The organism is Microbacterium karelineae (assembly GCF_009745985.1).
Classification (GTDB): Bacteria; Actinomycetota; Actinomycetes; order Actinomycetales; family Microbacteriaceae; genus Microbacterium; species Microbacterium karelineae.
In genome coordinates this window covers 62,395-78,903 of record NZ_WFIX01000177.1, presented here as the reverse complement: position 1 = coordinate 78,903, position 16,509 = coordinate 62,395, and the positions used below count along the sequence as shown (strand labels likewise).

At 68.1% G+C, this 16,509-nt stretch carries 17 protein-coding genes and 1 other annotated feature; of the genes, 8 read left to right on the top strand and 9 right to left on the bottom strand.

From position 1 onward, the window contains the following. Position 1 precedes the first annotated feature (1 nt). The 5 genes from GB932_RS06500 to GB932_RS06480 all read right to left on the bottom strand — a co-directional run bounded on the left by GB932_RS06500 (position 2) and on the right by GB932_RS06480 (position 4,279). Positions 2-787: a crotonase/enoyl-CoA hydratase family protein gene (locus GB932_RS06500; RefSeq protein ID WP_156759883.1), complete on the bottom strand. Its 786-nt coding sequence runs from the start codon at positions 785-787 to the stop codon at positions 2-4. 49 nt (positions 788-836) lie between these two features. Then, positions 837-1,631 carry an enoyl-CoA hydratase/isomerase family protein gene (locus GB932_RS06495; protein ID WP_156759882.1) on the bottom strand — a complete coding sequence of 265 codons (795 nt, stop codon included), beginning with the start codon at positions 1,629-1,631 and terminating at the stop codon, positions 837-839. A gap of 213 nt (positions 1,632-1,844) precedes the next feature. Then, complete coding sequence (locus GB932_RS06490; protein ID WP_197517340.1) at positions 1,845-2,633, bottom strand: enoyl-CoA hydratase/isomerase family protein; 789 nt, start codon at positions 2,631-2,633, stop codon at positions 1,845-1,847. A gap of 47 nt (positions 2,634-2,680) precedes the next feature. Beyond that, positions 2,681-3,118, bottom strand: a complete 438-nt coding sequence (locus tag GB932_RS06485; RefSeq protein WP_156759880.1) for a tautomerase family protein — start codon at positions 3,116-3,118, stop codon at positions 2,681-2,683. Positions 3,119-3,304: 186 nt separating this feature from the next. Then, positions 3,305-4,279 (bottom strand): AraC family transcriptional regulator, encoded by a 975-nt coding sequence (locus GB932_RS06480; protein ID WP_156759879.1) that lies wholly within the window; start codon positions 4,277-4,279, stop codon positions 3,305-3,307. 465 nt (positions 4,280-4,744) lie between these two features. Between GB932_RS06480 and GB932_RS06475 the strand changes: the two genes are divergently transcribed. Next, the gene (locus GB932_RS06475) at positions 4,745-5,557 is read left to right on the top strand and encodes an alpha/beta hydrolase (RefSeq protein WP_156759878.1); all 813 of its coding nucleotides are present in this window, start codon (positions 4,745-4,747) and stop codon (positions 5,555-5,557) included. Positions 5,558-5,691: 134 nt separating this feature from the next. On the opposite strand, the gene GB932_RS06470 is transcribed toward GB932_RS06475, so the two are convergent. Together GB932_RS06470 and GB932_RS06465 are read right to left on the bottom strand one after the other, a co-directional pair. Next, a protein-coding gene (locus GB932_RS06470; RefSeq protein ID WP_438616700.1) for an IS3 family transposase occupies positions 5,692-6,956 on the bottom strand; the annotation gives its coding sequence in 2 pieces (ribosomal slippage) (positions 5,692-6,665 and positions 6,665-6,956; 1,266 coding nt in all). Continuing rightward, positions 6,544-6,672: a sequence feature (AL1L pseudoknot), on the bottom strand. (Overlaps the previous gene by 129 nt.) A gap of 222 nt (positions 6,957-7,178) precedes the next feature. Next, complete coding sequence (locus GB932_RS06465; RefSeq protein WP_197517338.1) at positions 7,179-8,165, bottom strand: LacI family DNA-binding transcriptional regulator; 987 nt, start codon at positions 8,163-8,165, stop codon at positions 7,179-7,181. A gap of 97 nt (positions 8,166-8,262) precedes the next feature. Here GB932_RS06465 and GB932_RS06460 point away from each other — a divergent pair, with 97 nt between their 5' ends. The 3 genes from GB932_RS06460 to GB932_RS06450 are packed head-to-tail and all read left to right on the top strand — an operon-like array spanning position 8,263 to position 11,513. Continuing rightward, positions 8,263-9,252, top strand: coding sequence for an alpha/beta hydrolase fold domain-containing protein (locus GB932_RS06460; RefSeq protein WP_197517337.1), 990 nt, complete (start codon positions 8,263-8,265; stop codon positions 9,250-9,252). Then, positions 9,249-10,220, top strand: coding sequence for an alpha/beta hydrolase (locus GB932_RS06455; protein WP_156759875.1), 972 nt, complete (start codon positions 9,249-9,251; stop codon positions 10,218-10,220). The genes GB932_RS06460 and GB932_RS06455 overlap by 4 nt, the downstream gene beginning before the upstream one ends. 24 nt (positions 10,221-10,244) lie before the next feature. Beyond that, positions 10,245-11,513 carry an MFS transporter gene (locus GB932_RS06450; protein ID WP_156759874.1) on the top strand — a complete coding sequence of 423 codons (1,269 nt, stop codon included), beginning with the start codon at positions 10,245-10,247 and terminating at the stop codon, positions 11,511-11,513. A gap of 198 nt (positions 11,514-11,711) precedes the next feature. On the opposite strand, the gene arfB is transcribed toward GB932_RS06450, so the two are convergent. Then, the gene (arfB, locus tag GB932_RS06445) at positions 11,712-12,155 is read right to left on the bottom strand and encodes an alternative ribosome rescue aminoacyl-tRNA hydrolase ArfB (protein WP_156759873.1); all 444 of its coding nucleotides are present in this window, start codon (positions 12,153-12,155) and stop codon (positions 11,712-11,714) included. A 109-nt stretch (positions 12,156-12,264) separates the two neighbouring features. Between arfB and GB932_RS06440 the strand changes: the two genes are divergently transcribed. Next, the gene (locus tag GB932_RS06440) at positions 12,265-13,923 is read left to right on the top strand and encodes an ABC-F family ATP-binding cassette domain-containing protein (protein WP_156759872.1); all 1,659 of its coding nucleotides are present in this window, start codon (positions 12,265-12,267) and stop codon (positions 13,921-13,923) included. A gap of 61 nt (positions 13,924-13,984) precedes the next feature. Here GB932_RS06440 and sigJ read toward each other — a convergent pair whose 3' ends face one another. Beyond that, entirely contained in the window at positions 13,985-14,881 is an 897-nt protein-coding gene (sigJ, locus tag GB932_RS06435; protein WP_156759871.1) for an RNA polymerase sigma factor SigJ, read from the bottom strand. 59 nt (positions 14,882-14,940) lie between these two features. On the opposite strand from sigJ, the gene GB932_RS06430 reads away from it, so the two are divergent. The 3 genes from GB932_RS06430 (at position 14,941) to GB932_RS06420 (ending at position 16,508) form a co-directional block, all read left to right on the top strand. Continuing rightward, positions 14,941-15,393 (top strand): hypothetical protein, encoded by a 453-nt coding sequence (locus GB932_RS06430; RefSeq protein WP_231916038.1) that lies wholly within the window; start codon positions 14,941-14,943, stop codon positions 15,391-15,393. Then, positions 15,390-16,130 (top strand): SDR family oxidoreductase, encoded by a 741-nt coding sequence (locus tag GB932_RS06425; RefSeq protein ID WP_156759870.1) that lies wholly within the window; start codon positions 15,390-15,392, stop codon positions 16,128-16,130. Before GB932_RS06430 ends, GB932_RS06425 begins: the two co-directional genes overlap by 4 nt. Before the next feature lie 66 nt (positions 16,131-16,196). Further along, positions 16,197-16,508 (top strand): hypothetical protein, encoded by a 312-nt coding sequence (locus GB932_RS06420; protein WP_156759869.1) that lies wholly within the window; start codon positions 16,197-16,199, stop codon positions 16,506-16,508. Position 16,509 lies beyond the last annotated feature (1 nt).

Below are 16,509 nucleotides of genomic sequence, written 5' to 3'. Positions count from 1 at the left end.
CTTACCGTCCGACGAACGTGACAGGACCACCGGGCTCCCGGAACGATGCGATGCCGGCCTGGCCGTCGACTGAGGTGAAGGAGTCCCTCGCGCGCAGAAGCATCTCGATCTCCGCCGCTGCCTCTCCTTCGCGTACTGCGCGGCGCGCATTCTGCAAAACACCGCTGATCGCGAGGGGCGCCTGCCGTGCGATCTTCTCCGCGATCTGCATCGCTCGGGTGAGGTGGTCACCTTCGTCGACGATCTCTTGAACGACCCCGATGCGGTACGCCTCCTGGGCGTCGTACTCATCCGCAGTCAGGAGCCAGCGCATGGCATTGCCCCACCCCGCGCGCTGTGGCAGTCGGATCGTGCCGCCGCCGAAGGGGAACAGCCCCAGACTGGGTTCGAGGGTGGCGAAGCTCGCCGTGGAGGTGCATACGACGACATCGGTCGCCAAGATGAGTTCCACGCCGAGCGTCAGACATTTGCCGTGCACAGCGGCGATGACGGGCTTGCGCAGCTTTCGGCCGGACACCTGCCAGGGATCGATCCCACCGGTCGCGACCAGCGACTCGCCCGACTGCACCAGCGGGGCGACTTCTCGGAGGTCCATCCCGCCCGTGAAGTGGCGTCCGACTCCGTGAATCACCCCGACGCGGATCGACTCGTCGTCGTCCAGCTCAGCGTATGCGAGTGAGAGCTCCCGGAAGGTGGCGATGTTGAACGCATTCGCCTTATTGGGCCGATTGATCCCGATGATCATCACGGGCCCGACCCGCTCGACGCGGATGTACTCGTAGCTCATCGCCGTACTCCTTCGTTCGTGTTCCGAGATGAACGCCGCTGTGCCTCGCTCATTGGCCGCGGAAGGCAACGAGCGAGCGATCGGCCATGAATTCGCGCGAGCCCGCTGTCTGAATCACATCGATCGCGGTCTGCATGTCGGAGGTCTCTACCAGCGCCGGCGCAAGCTCCAACACGCGGGCGTCGGCCTTGGCCAGTCCCTGCGTCTGGGCCGTGCGCAGGACCTCCTTCGTTACGCGATGAGCCGCCGTGGGACCGTGAGCGAGCATGTGCGCCAGCGCCCGCGCTTTGTCCTCGAAGTTGTCGGCGTCGACCACCTGGGTAACGATGCCCCATGAGGCGAAGGCGTCGGCGTTGTACAGGGCGCCGGAATAGCTGATGTCGAGGGCCCTCGATGAGCCGCACCGCTCAGCCAACCGCGCGGTGCCGCCGATGAAGGTGGCACCGCCGAGGCGAGCCTCCACCTGACCGAACATCGTCCCCTTCTTGGCGACGATGAGGTCGCAGGCGAGGCTCAGCTCGAGCCCGCCGCCCAGACACATGCCATGCACGGCCGCGACGGTCGGTACCGTCAGGCTCTGGACCTCGTGGATCACGGCCATAAAGCCCGTGAACATCTTCCGCGCTTCGGCCTCGCTGATTCCTTTGAGATCGGCGGCGTCCGCGCCGGCTAGGAAAGCCGGCCCCACGGCGCGAATCAGGAGTCCACGGCAGTCGTCCTTCCGGGCGTGTTGAACCTGCTCGAGCAGTTCGGCCATGAGTTCACGGCTGATCACCGGCGCCTTGTCATGGACGATTGTGAGCACAGCGAGCGCGCCGTCGAAATCGTAATCAACGTGGGGCATGGGAGCAAACCTTTCACAGAGGAGATGCGAAACACGCCTGCCGGCAGTTCTCCGTCGCACAGGCGCCCTGACTTCAGGCTAGGAAGATCTCACGGCGCAGACCTAGGACGAACGCGACGCCCACTCGTATCCCTGTGCCTGGAGCGGATGATTCCTTCAGCGCGTGCGGAGGCTGGTGACATCCATCTGCTGACCGGACCGCGCCATGAGCGCTCAGTGGAATATGGGCTGTCGCTTCGCCAAGAAGGCATCGACTCCTTCGATGCCATCCGGATGGACGATGGCATGCGCGATCGTCGCCGCCTCGGCCTCCATCTGCTCATTCATCGTCCGTCGACTCGAGTCGAGCAGAAGGCGCTTGGTCTCGACGATGGCGTCGGCCGCGCCGCCGCGGAGGTTGCCGACGACGGCATCGACCTCGGACGGCAGGTCCTCGCCTGCGACGGCGCGGCTAACGAGGCCCCACTGGGCCGCTTCCATTCCAGTGAGAACGCGGTTGGTGAGAGCGAAGTCCATAGCACGTGCCGCAGGCAGCACATGCGGAATCACCCAGCTCAGCCCGCAATCCGGTGTCAGACCCGCCGCCGTGTAGGCCACCACCAACCGAGCTTCGGCGGCTGCGATCACGATGTCGCCTACGAGCGCGACACCGAGCCCCGCCGCTGCTGCTGTTCCGTCGATCACCGACACGACCGGCACGTCTAGCGCGCGGAGCGTCGTAAGCCCCGCGTGCAGACGGCCGGCGGTCGCGGTGACCTGGCCGCCGCGATCTGGGGACCCGGCGAACTCACTCAGATCCCCGCCGACGCTGAACAACTTGCCCCGCGCGCTGACGACGACGACGCGGACGCCGCCGCTCGCAGCATCTCGTGTCGCGCGGTCGGCAGCATCGCACAGTGCCTCGGCCATGAGCTGGTCAAGACTATTCACCGGCGCGTGTGCCAGTTCAATGCGTGCTACGCCGTCGACGACGTCGTAGTCGATCCGGTCGCTGATGTTCACAGAGGCCTTCTCCTGCCGTTGAAAGCGGTCAATCGGTTGGGACAGGGTTAAACGGGAACCTCCCAGGGAATGGGGCGATTCTCCTTGACCCACTGTGCGAAAAGCTCGGGATGGTTCACCGGAGCGACCAGGCCATTCACGCGCCATAGTTCAATCGGGGTCTCGTCGAGATGGATCTCCCAGTCGAAGCCACGATCCTTGATGTGGGGGGCGATGGCATCTTCGATCGCTTCCATGCATGCCGCGCGTTCTTCCGACGTGGGCATCTCGTGCGCAATCGTGTCGGTCACGATTCGCACGAAGTTCTTCGTCGGTTCCCCACCGAGGTAGATCGTGCTCTCGGGCATCTCCTGATACCGCACGTTCACGAAAAAGGCGGGAATTCCAGTGAAGGCGATGCAAGCCTTCGTGATGGCTTTGGCCAGCGCCTGACGCTGATCGTCGGTGTACGCCCCCACGGGCGTGAATACTTCCCAATACGGCATCTCATCTCCCAAATGTGACCAGCTACTCTGCTGGATGGTCCAGCGGTCCTCGCTGGCGGGATCAGGATAGAACGGCGTACAACCCGTCTCTCAGGACCATCACGTCTAAGTGAGGTACCTGCGTGCCATCACCACCTTGCGGGGAGCTACGGAACGCTTCGACCTCGACGTCGTCCCGCATGGGCTTCAGACCGCGCCGGGATGGCGATCCTTGCCAGTGAAAAGTCCCCGATACTCGCCGGGTGACATGGAGTACGTGTCGCGGAACAGCCGCCCGAGATGGCTCGGGTCGCAGAACCCCCATCGATGGGCGATTGCTGTGATGGGAAGTGATGTGTTGACGAGATCATGGCGCGCCGCGGCCAGACGGTGCGCACGCACGACGGATCCCACTGTGTCGCCCGACGCCGCGAACGCTCGATGCACCGTGCGTACCGCTACAGAGTGGGCGTCGGCGAGCTCGGAGACCTTGATGGAGCCCTCGGTAAGGTGTCGAACGATCCAGGTTTCAAGGCGTTGCCGAAGGCGTTGCAGTGGATGTTCTCCCGAGGTGGCATCTACACGAGCGGTCCTGATCGCACCCGCCACGAGAACCAAAAGAGCGCTCCGCGCGCTGTCGATCTCGCCCGCAGCCATGGCATCCCTCGTGATGTCAAGGTCTCCTACGAAGCTTCTCGCTAAACCGGCCAGCGCGTTCTCGTGTGGGTCAAGCAACAGGATGTCCGGGATCGGTCCTGCCGTGTCGAAGCGTGCCATGCCCTGGAGCGGGATCCTCACAACGCGCTTGTCGAGTCCGGCCGGCGCGACGACTCGGCCAGTCAAGCGAGTCGTCACGAGAAGCAACTTGTCGCGTGTTGCGACGACGGTTCCTTCATCGCCTTCGACGATCTGGGTGCCGGAGGAGGCGGAGACCACCAGCAGGGCCTGCTCCCCGGAAGCCGCTAGCTGCGCAGATCGAGTACCTGTGAAGGGACCGCTCTGCCAATCGTAGATCTGAAGGTCGCCGAATGAGCGAACGCGCAGGGTTGGGTTGAGGGAGGCGGTGCCATCCATAGTCTGGATGTCGAGCGCAGCAAGTCGACGCTCTGCATCTTGCCAATTGTCTGCGCGATCGGATGTAACCGGCTTCCTTGAAGACGGTGCAGGGATGCTGATAGTCACGTCATTGTCCTTCCCAGCGGTTCGGCCCCGCCCGCCGCTCTTCTGGAGCCAGCGGGGCACTGTCACAGTGTCCGCGGAACTCGCCTCGGAGTATTGGCTGTGGGTAACACAGATTTGTCTTTGGATGCCATGCTGTGACTCGGTGCTGTTGCCTTGCCAGATCGATCTCGGCGCTCGCGGGCTCGCCGGCCGGCAGGTTCGGGCTTTCGCCAGTGCGGCACTCAGGTACGCAACCGAGGCGCGCCCGTCCTAGTCGTGGGTATCGCCGAGTGCGTATTGTGGTTCGAACCCGCGCGATCAGTCCCGTCTCAACGGACGTTCCAGATCGCCTACCGGGTGCATGCGCGGCCGCCACTGGCGTTGTTCCGCGACTAGCATCCCTTCGAGATTGACGTGGATTCGGGAGTTGGAAGAGAATTGAGCGCAGCAACGGCACGTCGTGTGAGAGCGTATTCGCGTGGCGGCATGACATTCGACGTCGCCGACACCGGCCCGCTGGACGGCGAAGTGATCGTGCTTCTGCACGGATTCCCGCAACGAGCGTCGTCCTGGGCAAAAGCAATGGAGCGCCTCAACGCTGCTGGATACAGAACAGTGGCTCCTGACCAGCGCGGTTACTCTCGACGGGCTCGGCCTCGCGGCCGGTATCAGTATCGGGCAGCGGAGCTGTTCGAGGACGTCGTCGCTCTCATACGCGCCATAGACGTTGGGCCCGTGCACCTCGTCGGACATGACTGGGGCGCAGGAGTGGGGTGGGGAGTTGCCGCGCGGCATCCAGATCTGATTCGTTCGTGGACGGCATTGTCTCTCGGACACCCGTCGGCGTTCTTTGCAGCGATGTTGCGTAGCAAGCAGCTCTTCTCTTCTTGGTACTTCGGTCTATTCCAATTTCCAGCCATCCCCGAGGCGATGCTCGCTCGCACGGTCAAGAAGGGACGTGCGCCTCTGTTGCGTAGAGCGGGTATGGATGATGAGATGCTAGACCGCTTTTCCAAGGAAATCGTCCAGGATGAGGCGCTTTCCGGCGCGTTGGGATACTACCGCGCGCTGCCGTTCTTGGGTCACACCCCTGTTGTGCGAGTCCCCACAACCATGATTTGGAGCGACGGGGACAACCTTCTCGGACGCACATGCGCGCAACTGAGCGCTCGCTATGTGGATGCACCCTATGACTTCGTCGTACTGACGGGAGTCAGTCATTGGATTCCCGATCACGCCCCGGAAGCGTTGGTAGAGCTCGTGATCGCACGGGCCGACTCGGTCAGGGGAGACGCGTAGAGCCCGGTACTCCCGTAGTTGACGTCGTCGGCGGTCGCGACCGCGACGCGGCATTGTGTGCGGACGCTGAGATCGGGTCCGTCGGCTGGGATGTGGTAATTGGCCGCGGACGTGTTGATTGAATCGCCCCGGGGTTAGCGGAGAGCGGGTTGTCCCAGCGGCGGTTGTCGCTGGGAGGTGTTCTCACGGTAGTACTCGTTCTCCTTCTCGATCGGGGTGAAGTAACCGATCGAGGAGTGCAACCGGTTCTCGTTGAACCAGCAGACCCAGGACAGCGTCGCCAGTTCGAGGTCGTCGGCGCTGCGAGGCGACCCGTCGATCTTGACGCACTCGTTCTTGTAGAGCCCGACGACCGTCTCGGTGAGGGCGTTGTCGTAGCTGTCACCGACGGTCCCGATCGACGCGACAGCGCCGACTTCGGCGAGCCTGTCGGAGTAGCGCAACGCGGTGTATTGCGACCCGGCATCCGAATGCTGGATGACGCCGATGACGTCTTCGCCAGCCCGATCTCTGACCCATAGCGCCATCTCGAGCACGTCGAGCGGCAGCTCGGTCTGCATGCGCGACATCGTCCGCCAGTCGACGATCCGTCGCGCGCACACGTCGGTCACGAACGCCCTGAACGCCACTCCCGACCAGGTAGACATATACGTGAAATCGACGACCCAGAGCTCGTTCGGACGGTCCGCACGGAACTGGCCCTGGAGCTGATTCGGCGGCCTCAGCGCGGTCTCGTCAGGTCTGGTCGTGACGAACCGCTTCCCGCGCCGGATGCCACGTCGTCCCTGCCGGCGCATGAGGCGTTCGACGATGCAGCGGGCGACCTCGATGCCCTCGCGGCGCAGCGGACGCCAGACCTTCCGAGCTCCGCTGATCCCGCGGCCGAGTTTCCGGTCCCAGAACACCCGCTCGATCTCGACGACCAGCTCATCGTCGCCGACAGCCCGCGCGGAGACGGGACGTGTCTTGAACGCGTAGTACCCGGACGGAGCGATCTGGACGCCGTGCTCGGTGAGCACGCGGCAGATCGGCTCGACCCCGAACCGGTCGCGATGATCATCGATGAACTGAATCACCATGACAGCCGCGGGTCGAGCTCCCGCGCGAAGAACGACGTGGCCGCCAGCAAGATCTCGTTGGCGCGCTTCAGCTCGCGCACTTCCGCCTCGAGCCCTTTGATGCGCTGGGCATCATTCGTTGTCGTCCCGGGCCGTTCGCCGGCGTCGATCGCGGTCTGCTTGCACCAGCTTCGCAACGTGTCGGCATTCACGCCGGTCCGCTGCCCGATCCGGTCCACGGCCGCGTTCAGCGACAGCTCCGGATCTTCCTTCCTGGCCTCGGCGACAAGCCGCATCGCGCGCTCACGAAGCTCCGGTGGATACTTCCTCGGTGCTGGCATAGTCATCATCCCCTCGGGGAATCAAACCCTCCACCAAACCCGGGGCGATTCACCGCTGAATGCTCCGAGCCGGTCGAACACCAGGTGCAGCACCGTGCGGATTTGTTCGGCTCGGTGCGGGCTGAAGGCGCTGGCTCCGTAGGTCGCTTTCTGTCGCCCAGGGCGTGTCATTCCGCTTGCTGCTGCGGTCTGCGAGCCGGTTGCGGTGTCAGCGTCGCGCGGTCACGGTCGGCGTGGCCGTGCAGTGGTCGCACCCGGAGTCAGCGAGCATGCGAGGCCGACCGTGCGGACAGACGGCGCGGTGCCGCTGAGCATGCCCACGAGCAGTTCCGCGGCGGCTCTGCCGCTCTCGGCGAATGGCTGCGCGATGGTCGTCAGCCGGAGCGCATCGGCGAGCGCGCCGCCGTCGTATCCGGTCACCGAGAAGGTACCGGGCACTTCGACACCGTGTGCGGCGGCGAACCGCAGCAGTTCGGCCGCGAGCGCATCATGGTTCGCGACGATCGCCGTCGCGCCCATTTGCTCGGCGACTGCGAGCACGCCGTCGTCGAGCAGCACCGGCTCGACGGTGCCGCCGGCTGCCGTCATCGCCGCGGCAACCCCGGCGAATCGGCGCATGCCGGCGGAGACGTAGTCGTCGGAGACCTGCCCCTCGTGGGCGTACAGAGCGGTGCGGTGGCCGAGCTCGACGAGATGCGTGCCGAGCAGGCGGCCGCCGTGGGCGTCGTCGACGGTGACCGTCGGCAGCACCTCGCTCATGGCGTCGACGAGCACGGTCGGCGTGCCGCCGCGCTGGATCGACTCCTCCGCGTCGGCGCTGAGGGGCGTGCCCATGATGATGACGCCGTCGAGGTCGCCGCGTACGGGCAGCGCGTCGAGCAGCGGCGCCTCGACTTCGTTCGGCGACGGGAGATCGTGCACGAGCACCTCGACGCCGGCTCCCGCGCAGTGCGCGAGCACGCCGTCGAGCCGTGCGTAGTAGCTCGGCCAGGAGGAGAACGGGGCGGCCACGGCGATCGTCCGCAGCCCTGCGCGCGGGCCGCCGCCGCGACTCCGGTAGCCCTCCGCGTCGGCGGCCTCCGCGACGCGCCTGCGTGTGGCGGCGCTCACACGCTGTGGCTGGTTGATTGCGAGTGACACTGTCGAGATGCTGACGCCTGCACGCGCCGCGACGCTGTAGATCGTCGGCTTCGTCCCTTGCCCCGGCATGGAAGAGAGCTTAGCTCGGCGGCGCTTGCCGGACGCGGTGTTTCGATCTATGCTCATCGCTACCGAAGTGCTTCTATCGAAGTGCTTCGATCTGAATATGTCATCACGGTTCGACGGGGAGCCCATGCTCGACAGCGGTCTCGGCACCGCCGAATGGCTCGCACTTGAAGCGCAGCTCCGCGAGCGTTGGGGGGTCCCCACTGCCGAGGGAACGATCGCCGATCAGCGCGATCGCGCACGGCGGCTCGCCGACACCCTCGCGGGCGCCACCGCCGTCGCGCCCGCGTCCGCGTGCCGCATCCACGAGATCGAGATCGATGCCGACGCACTCGGCACCTATGCGCGCGTCTATGAGCCGCTCGACCGTGGCGCCGCCGTGCCGTCCCAGCTGTTCCTCCACGGCGGCGGCTTCATCCACGGCAGCCCGCGCGAACTCGTCAACGAGAGCATGCTCTCCTGGCGCGCCGTGCGGACGGGCGTGCGCATCGTCTCGATGGCCTACGCGCTTGCGCCCGAGCATCCGTTCCCCGCGGCGCGCGACCAGACGATCAGGGTGCTCGCGGAGCTGCGCGTCCGCGCATCCGAGCTGCGCATCGACATCGATCGCCTCGGTCTCGGAGGCAACTCCGCCGGAGCCTCGATCGCCGCGAGCGCGACGCTCGAGCTCGCACGCCGCGGAGCGTCGGACCTCCACCACCTCTCCCTCGAGGTTCCCGCCGTCTCGCTGCGCGGACTCCACGATCTGCTCGTGGATGCACCACAGGCCCAGCGCGACGAGATCGACACGCTGTTGGAGGCGTACCGCCCGGATACGGACGGTGCCGCGTTCGCGGCCGACGCCGCCGACCTCGGGGGATTCCCGCCGACGCTCGTCGTGGCCGCCGAGCATGATCCGCTGCGCCAGGGCGCGGCACTGCTCGCCGATCGCCTGCGAGCAACGGGCGTCGACGTCGCCGAGCACGTCGTGCCGGGCACCCTTCACGGCTCCCCAGGCATCACGCGCAGCTCGACGAGCGCGCAGCGGTGGCAGCGCCTCGTGGACAGGGCACTGCAAGACGCGTACGGAACTGAGGAGACGAGCGGATGACCATCGACCCAGAGATCCTGCGTCTGCTCGCCGCCGAACGTGCAAGCGCGAAGCGGGAGCGCATCAGAGGCCCAGAACATCGCCGCAGGGTCGCGGCGGCCGTCGCCGAACGCGTCTGGGAACGCGTCGGCCTGCCCATCCCCGACGTCGCGATCGATCGAGTCAGGGTGCCCGTCGAGGGTCATCCCGAAGTGTCGATCCGACTTCATCGTCCGCATGGCGCCGGCGGCGCACTCCCCGCTGTCATCACCTTCTTCGGCGGTGCCTTCCGCCAGGGGGCCAACGACTTCGCCTCGAACCGGTGGATGCACGCGCAGCGCGCGATCGACGCGAACATCATCGTCATCGCGGTCGATTACGCCCAGGCCCCCGAGCATCCGTTCCCCACTGCCATCGAGCAAGGGCTCGCCGTACTTGATTGGACGATGGCCCACGCAGCCGAGCACGGCATCGATGCGGCGCGGATCGCGGTCGGTGGGCAGTCGTCCGGCGGGGCGATCGCGGCGGGCGTCGCGCAGTGGAACCTCGACCGGCACCGGCATCCGCTGCGACTGCAGCTGCTCGAAGTGCCCGCGCTCGATCTGACCGCCGGTCACGCCGACTTCGCGGCGCTGCGTGAGCTGCGCGTTCCGAGGTTCCTGATGATGCGTGAGTTCCGCTCGCTCGCCCGCGACTACCTCGGCGGCACCCGCCGCGCAAAGGACCCGCGGGTCTCGCCGCTGCTGCGTGACGACCTCACCGGGCTGCCGCCCGCCGTCATCCTCGCCGCCGAGCACGACGTGCTGCGCGGCGACGCCGCCGCGTACCACGTACGACTGCGCGCGGCGGGCGTGCCGTCGAGCACGACGATCGCGCTCGGCCAGACCCACGACTCCGGCGGCATGGTGGGCGTCCTGCTGGCAGCGCGGCAGTGGCACGCCGCCGCCGTCAGCGCTCTGAGGGCACTGCACGAAGCCACGAACTCCTGACCACCGACGCGGAAGGCGACGCCGATGTCGACCAACACCCAGCGCACCCACCCGCTCAACGGCGATGAGATCATCGGGACCGGACAGAGTTGGCCGTTCCTGCCGCTGCTCGTGATCGCATGGTTCGGCGCGGGCGTTGTCAACGGCGCGATCGTGGGCGCCTCCTTGCCCAAGCTTCTCGCGCTGCTCGACGAGAGCGCGAAGGAGACGAACCTCGCGATCGTCTCGACGGTCGGGGGCATCATCGTGATGCTCGCGACGCCGCTCATGGGCAGACTCAGCGACCGCACGACGCTGCGCATGGGCATGCGCAAGCCCTGGTACCTCGGCGGACTCATCGTCGGCACGATCGGCTGCGTCCTGCTCGCCGCCGCGACGAGCGTGCCTGCGATCGTGCTCGGCTGGGTCGTCGTGCAGCTCGGCTACGGCGCCGTGCAGATGGCGAACCACACGCTGCTCGCCGACCAGGTGCCCGCGCGCATCCGAGCCCGCGTCTCTGCGGCCGTCGGCGTCTCGACGGGCATCGCCACGATCGTCGCGACGGCGATCGTCGCAGCCCTGCCGATCGACGCGAGTTGGACCTGGTTCTTGGCGCCAGGCGCACTCGGTCTCGTCACGGTGCTGCCGATGCTCGTCGGCTACCGCGACGCCGTGCGCACCGACCGCCCCGCGCCATTGCGAGCGGCGGATCTCGTCTCGACCTACTGGCTGCATCCGGGGAGGTATCGCGACTTCGCATGGGCGTGGATCAGCCGATTCTTCATGACGATGTCGATCTTCTCGATCTCGCTGTTCCTGTTCTTCCTCATCATGGACACGCTCGGCTACACGGCAGAGGAAGCTGGCGGCGTCCAGACCCTCGCGCTCGCGTACTTCTTCGTCGGCAACATCGTCGCCACCATCCTGTTCGGCTGGCTGAGTGACCGGCTCGGCCGCCGCAAGGGCATCATCTGGCTCTCCGGGCTCTGCTCCGCCGCGGGCATCGTCGTGCTCATGACGAGCGACGGCACGCAGGGCTTCCTCGTCGGCACGGTGATCGTCGGCTTCGCGCAGGGCGCCTACATCGCCGTCGACGTCGCGCTCATGACCGAGGTGCTGCCCAGCCGTGAGGATGCGGGCAAAGACCTCGGGATCGTCGCGCTCGCCTACCAGCTGCCGCAGGTCATCGCGCCGGTCATCGCCGCCACCGTCATCGCGCTCGCAGGCGGCACGTACACCGGGCTCTTCGCCTTCTCGATCGTCTGCTCCGCGCTCGGCGGCCTCACGATCATCCCTGTTCGCGGGGTGCGATGAAGGGCCACCTCGGCCAGAGCGCCATCGGAGGAGCGCGGATTCGAGCTGACGTGTCGGCGGGGACGAACCCCACGATGAGGAGGTGACCGTGCGTTGCGGATATACGGACAAGCGGTGGGGTGATTCTCGAGCACGCTCCCCTGAAGTCCACCGAGAATTCCTGATGATCAGGGAGCGTTTCGTATCATCGCTCCTCTCTCAGCCCCGATCCGGCCGCCTGCGGCTGCGCTTGATGTCGGAGCGCTGGCGCTTCGCCTCGAGGCGGCGCCGGCGCGAGCCCCTCGTGGCCTTCGTCGGCCGTCGGACGGCGGGAGGCATGACGGCCTCGCGGAGCAGGTCCGCGAGCCGCTGCCGGGCGGACGTGCGGTTCTGCCGCTGCGAGCGGTGCTCCGACGCGCTGATCATGAGGACGGTGCCGGCCAGGCGCGGGGCGAGCTCGTCGAGCACGCGCCGGCGCTGAGCGTCGTCGAGGGCCGTCGTCGTGCCGAGATCGAGGCTCAGCTGCACGCGCGAGTCGGCGGTGTTGACGCCCTGGCCGCCCGGGCCGGACGAACGCGAGAACTGCTCGATGAGCTCGCCCGCGGGGACGACGAGCCCACGAGGCGCGCCCGGGCCCGGCGCGACGCGCAGGTCGCCCGTCATGCGCGGTGTCGCCGCGGGGGCGCGCCGGCCGGCGGCGTCGAGGGATCATCAGGCACATCCCCGATTGTGCCGTACGCGCCGGGCGCCGCCGAGGTGGGAGGATCGCAGGATGACGGCGACTCTCGTGGCGAGCGGCCTGGCCGGCGGATACGGCCACCGCACCCTCTTCGATGCGCTCGACCTCACGGTCGCGCCCGGCGACGTCGTCGGCGTCGTGGGCCCAAACGGGGCGGGCAAGTCGACCCTGCTGCGCCTGCTGGCCGGCGTCGACCGGCCGCAGGACGGCACGATCGCGCTCGCGCCGGCCGACGCGTTCGTCGGCTGGCTGCCGCAGGAGCACGAGCGGATGGACGGCGAGACGGTCGCCGCGCACATCGCGCGGCGCACGGGATGCGCCGCGGCGACGCGCGCGATGGGCGAGGCCGCCGCCGCGCTGGGCGACCCCTCGCTCGCGGCGGGCGGCGTGGATCCCGGTGACGCCTACGCGTCGGCGCTCGATCGCTGGCTGGCCAGCGGAGCGGCCGACCTCGACGAGCGGATCCCCGTCGTGCTCGCCGAACTCGGCCTCGACGCCGGAGGGATCGACGGAGCGCTCATGACGTCGCTGTCCGGGGGACAGGCCGCCCGGGTCCGGCTCGCGGCGCTGCTGCTCTCGCGCTTCGACATCGCCCTGCTCGACGAGCCGACCAACGACCTCGACCTCGACGGGCTCGAGCGACTCGAGGCCTTCGTGCACGGGCTGCGCGGCGGCGTCGTGCTCGTGAGCCACGACCGCGAGTTCCTCGCGCGCTGCGTGACGCGCGTCGTCGAACTCGACCTCGCGCAGGGCACGAACCGCATCTACGGCGGCGGATACGACGCGTACCTCGAGGAGCGCGCGACGATCCGCCGCCATGCCAGGGAGCAGTACGACGAGTACGCCGACAAGCGGGCCGACCTCGTCGCGCGGGCGCGGACGCAGCGGGAGTGGTCGAGCCAGGGCGTGCGCAACGCGATGCGCAAGGCGCCGGACAACGACAAGAATCGCCGGCGCGCGATGACGGAGTCGAGCGAGAAGCAGGCGCAGAAGGTGCGCCAGATGGAGAGCCGCATCGCCCGCCTCGAGGAGGTCGAGGAGCCGCGCAAGGAGTGGAGGCTGCAGCTCGCGATCGGCGCCGCGCCGCGCTCGAGCTCCGTCGTCTCGACGCTGAGCGGAGCCGTCCTCCGGCAGGGGCCGTTCACGCTCGGACCCGTGTCGCTGCAGGTCGATGCGGGCGATCGCATCGGCATCACGGGGCCGAACGGCGCGGGCAAGTCGACGCTGCTGCGCGCGCTGCTCGGCCGGCAGCGGCCCGATGAGGGATCCGCGAGCCTCGGCGCGAGCGTGCAGATCGGCGAGATCGATCAGGCGCGCTCGCAACTGGCCGGGGCGGCACCGCTCGCCGAGGCGTTCGAACAGCTCGTGCCTGAGATGACCTCCGGTGAGGTGCGCACCCTGCTGGCGAAGTTCGGGCTGCGCGCGGACCACGTGACGCGCGCCGCCGGCGACCTCTCGCCGGGGGAGCGGACGCGCGCGGGCCTCGGCCTGCTGCAGGCCCGCGGCGTGAACCTCCTCGTCCTCGACGAGCCGACGAACCACCTCGACGTCGAGGCGATCGAGCAGCTGGAGCAGGCGCTGGAATCGTATGACGGGGCGCTCCTGCTCGTCACACACGACCGGCGCATGCTCGACACGGTGCGCACCGACCGGCGCTGGCTGGTGGAGGCGGGGCAGGTCACCGAGCGCTGACGGCGTCGCGGCCCGTCCGCGCCGCCCCGCGGATCCGGCGCCGTCCCGGCCGGCGCGGACGTCAGCGCCAGAGCGTGAGCTTGTCGGGATTGCGGACGATGAAGACGTCGGTGATCCGCTCGTGCGCGACCGCGATCGAGACGACGGAATCGGGCTGCCCGTCGACCGACGCGAGGAACGCGAGCCCGCCTGGCGCGATCGCGGAGGCGATGCGGGTCCCGGGCTGAAGGTGCGGCAGCCCCACGAGGAAGCGGGCCACCCGGTCCGCGCCCACGACGGGTCGGCGGGCGGCGGAGGCCTTGCCGCCGCCGTCGGAGCGGAGCACGACATCAGGATCGAGGATCCTGATGAGCCCTTCGAGGTCTCCTGTCGTCGTCGCCTCGGCGAATGCACGCGCGACGGCATCGTGCCGCTCGCGCGTGGCGAGGCCGTCCTGGCGCTCACGGACCTTGCGGCGCGCCTGCGAGGCGAGCTGGCGAACCGCCGCGGGGGTCCTTCCCACGGTCTCGGCGATCTCGGCGAACGGAATGGCGAACACGTCGTGCAGCACGAACGCCACGCGTTCGGCGGGGGTCAGCGAATCGAGCACGACCATCAGAGCCATGCTGATCGAATCGTCGTGCGACACCTGAGCCGCCGGATCCACGGGCGGAGCGCCGGCGATCGGCGCGTCACCGGGGATCGGTTCGGGGAGCCATTCGCCGACGTACCGCTCGCGACGAGCGCGGGCCGAACCGAGCATATCGAGGCACACCCTGCTCACGACGCGTGTCAGCCAGGCCGCGGGGTTGCGCACCTCGGCGCGCTCGGCTTCCGACATCCGATACCAGCGCACATACGTCTCCTGCACCGCGTCCTCGGCGTCCGTGACGGTGCCGAGCAGTCGGTAGCCCACGGCGAGAAGCGCGTCGTGTTCGAGCGTGCGTGCGGTGTCGACGATCAACGGTTCTTCTGCCATCCCTGGAGGTCGTTCGCTTCGGTTGCTCACATTCGACGCGCCTGCGTCGTCGGAGAGGTATGAGCATGATCCTACGGCGCATCCTGTTGGCGACGACCGCGGCCATCGGCGTCTTCGTCGGAGGATGGGCGGCGGTATGGCCGGCCTCCTTCTACACGTCGTTTCCCGGACTAGGGAGGGTTTGGATCGCGGTCGATGGCCCGTTCAACGAACACCTCATCCGTGACGTCGGCGCGCTCTACCTGGCACTCGCCGTCGCGAGCATCGCTGCCGCGTTCTGTCGACGGTCGGAGCCGGGGCGCGTGGTCGGGGTCGCCTGGGCGGTGTTCGGACTGCCGCACCTGATCTACCATGCCTCGCACTTCGCGGAGATGCCGATCATCGACGTGGTCGGCAACGCCATCTCGCTCGGAGGCAGCCTGCTGCTGGGGATCGTGCTCATGCTGCCGGGGCGCCGCGTCGATCGACACGACGCCGACAGAATCGACGTGACGAAGGAGAATCATCGATGAAGATCGCAGTCGCCGGGGGCACCGGCGTCGTCGGGGCCCTGACCGTCGGGGCGGTACGCGCCGCCGGTCATGAGGCCGTGGTGCTGAGTCGATCGCAGGGGGTGGACCTCCTCAGCGGACGAGGACTGGACGACGCACTGACGGGCGTCGACTCGGTGATCGACGCGGCGAACATCTCGACGCTGAAGGCCGATGCCGCGGTCGAGTTCTTCACGACCGCCACCGGCAACCTCATCAGCGCGGCGTCGCACGCCGGCGTCGGCCATCTGGTGCTGCTGTCCATCGTCGGCATCGATCGTGTGCCGCACGACTACTACGCGGGCAAGGTCGCGCAGGAGTCCGTGGTCGAGGCCTCGCCGGTTCCGTGGACCATCCAGCGGGCCACGCAGTTTCACGAATTCGCGGCGCAGATGTTCGCTCGGGCGAAGGCCGGGCCCCTGCACCTCGCGCCGCGAGCGCGGATTCAACCGATCGCCGCGCGAGAAGTCGGCGGGCGTCTTGCAGCGCTCGCCGCGGGCCGTGCTCAGGGCAGGGTCGTGGACATCGCCGGCCCGCAGGAGGAGGCGCTCGACGCCATGGTGAAGGCGTATGCCCGCTCCGAGGGATATCGCGGCTGGGTGCCCTCGGTCAGCCTGCCCACCCCGCAGATGAAGGGCATGCGGGCCGGTCTCGCGCTGCCCGCCCGCGACGCCGATCGTCTCGGAGCTCCTTTCACGGAGTGGCTCGCCTCGCGCTGATACCGCCTTCGGGCTCCATTCGCTCGCGCCGTCGCCGCCGACTCCGGCGGCGCCCTGCTGTTCGCCGTGCTCGACGGGGTCGCGCCCGGGATCCTCGGCGCCGCGCTCACGCTGATCGGCATCGGGATCGGGTTCGCGAACGCGCCCCTCACGAGCACGGCGCTCGCGGGCCTCCCGTCCGCCCGCGCCGGCGTCGCGGGCGGGATGGCGTCGACGGCGCGCCAGCTCGGAGTCGCCGTCGCGACGAGCATCGTGGTGGGTGCGGAGGCCGCGTCATTCGCCGCGGCCGCCGTGCCGATCGTGGGGGTGATCATCGCGTGCGGCGCCGTCGTGCTGGCCGTGGCCGCGCTCAGCCCACACCGGCGCGCCGTAGCCTGAG

Excerpts from the sequence above, each read along its gene's own strand:
- GB932_RS06500 (WP_156759883.1), bottom strand. The coding sequence starts at position 787 with ATGAGCTACGAGTACATCCGCGTCGAGCGGGTCGGGCCCGTGATGATC.
- GB932_RS06495 (WP_156759882.1), bottom strand. The coding sequence starts at position 1,631 with ATGCCCCACGTTGATTACGATTTCGACGGCGCGCTCGCTGTGCTCACA.
- GB932_RS06485 (WP_156759880.1), bottom strand. The coding sequence starts at position 3,118 with ATGCCGTATTGGGAAGTATTCACGCCCGTGGGGGCGTACACCGACGAT.
- GB932_RS06475 (WP_156759878.1), top strand. The coding sequence starts at position 4,745 with ATGACATTCGACGTCGCCGACACCGGCCCGCTGGACGGCGAAGTGATC.
- GB932_RS06465 (WP_197517338.1), bottom strand. The coding sequence starts at position 8,165 with ATGCCGGGGCAAGGGACGAAGCCGACGATCTACAGCGTCGCGGCGCGT.
- GB932_RS06460 (WP_197517337.1), top strand. The coding sequence starts at position 8,263 with ATGTCATCACGGTTCGACGGGGAGCCCATGCTCGACAGCGGTCTCGGC.
- GB932_RS06455 (WP_156759875.1), top strand. The coding sequence starts at position 9,249 with ATGACCATCGACCCAGAGATCCTGCGTCTGCTCGCCGCCGAACGTGCA.
- GB932_RS06450 (WP_156759874.1), top strand. The coding sequence starts at position 10,245 with ATGTCGACCAACACCCAGCGCACCCACCCGCTCAACGGCGATGAGATC.
- arfB (WP_156759873.1), bottom strand. The coding sequence starts at position 12,155 with ATGACGGGCGACCTGCGCGTCGCGCCGGGCCCGGGCGCGCCTCGTGGG.
- GB932_RS06440 (WP_156759872.1), top strand. The coding sequence starts at position 12,265 with ATGACGGCGACTCTCGTGGCGAGCGGCCTGGCCGGCGGATACGGCCAC.
- sigJ (WP_156759871.1), bottom strand. The coding sequence starts at position 14,881 with ATGGCAGAAGAACCGTTGATCGTCGACACCGCACGCACGCTCGAACAC.
- GB932_RS06430 (WP_231916038.1), top strand. The coding sequence starts at position 14,941 with ATGAGCATGATCCTACGGCGCATCCTGTTGGCGACGACCGCGGCCATC.
- GB932_RS06425 (WP_156759870.1), top strand. The coding sequence starts at position 15,390 with ATGAAGATCGCAGTCGCCGGGGGCACCGGCGTCGTCGGGGCCCTGACC.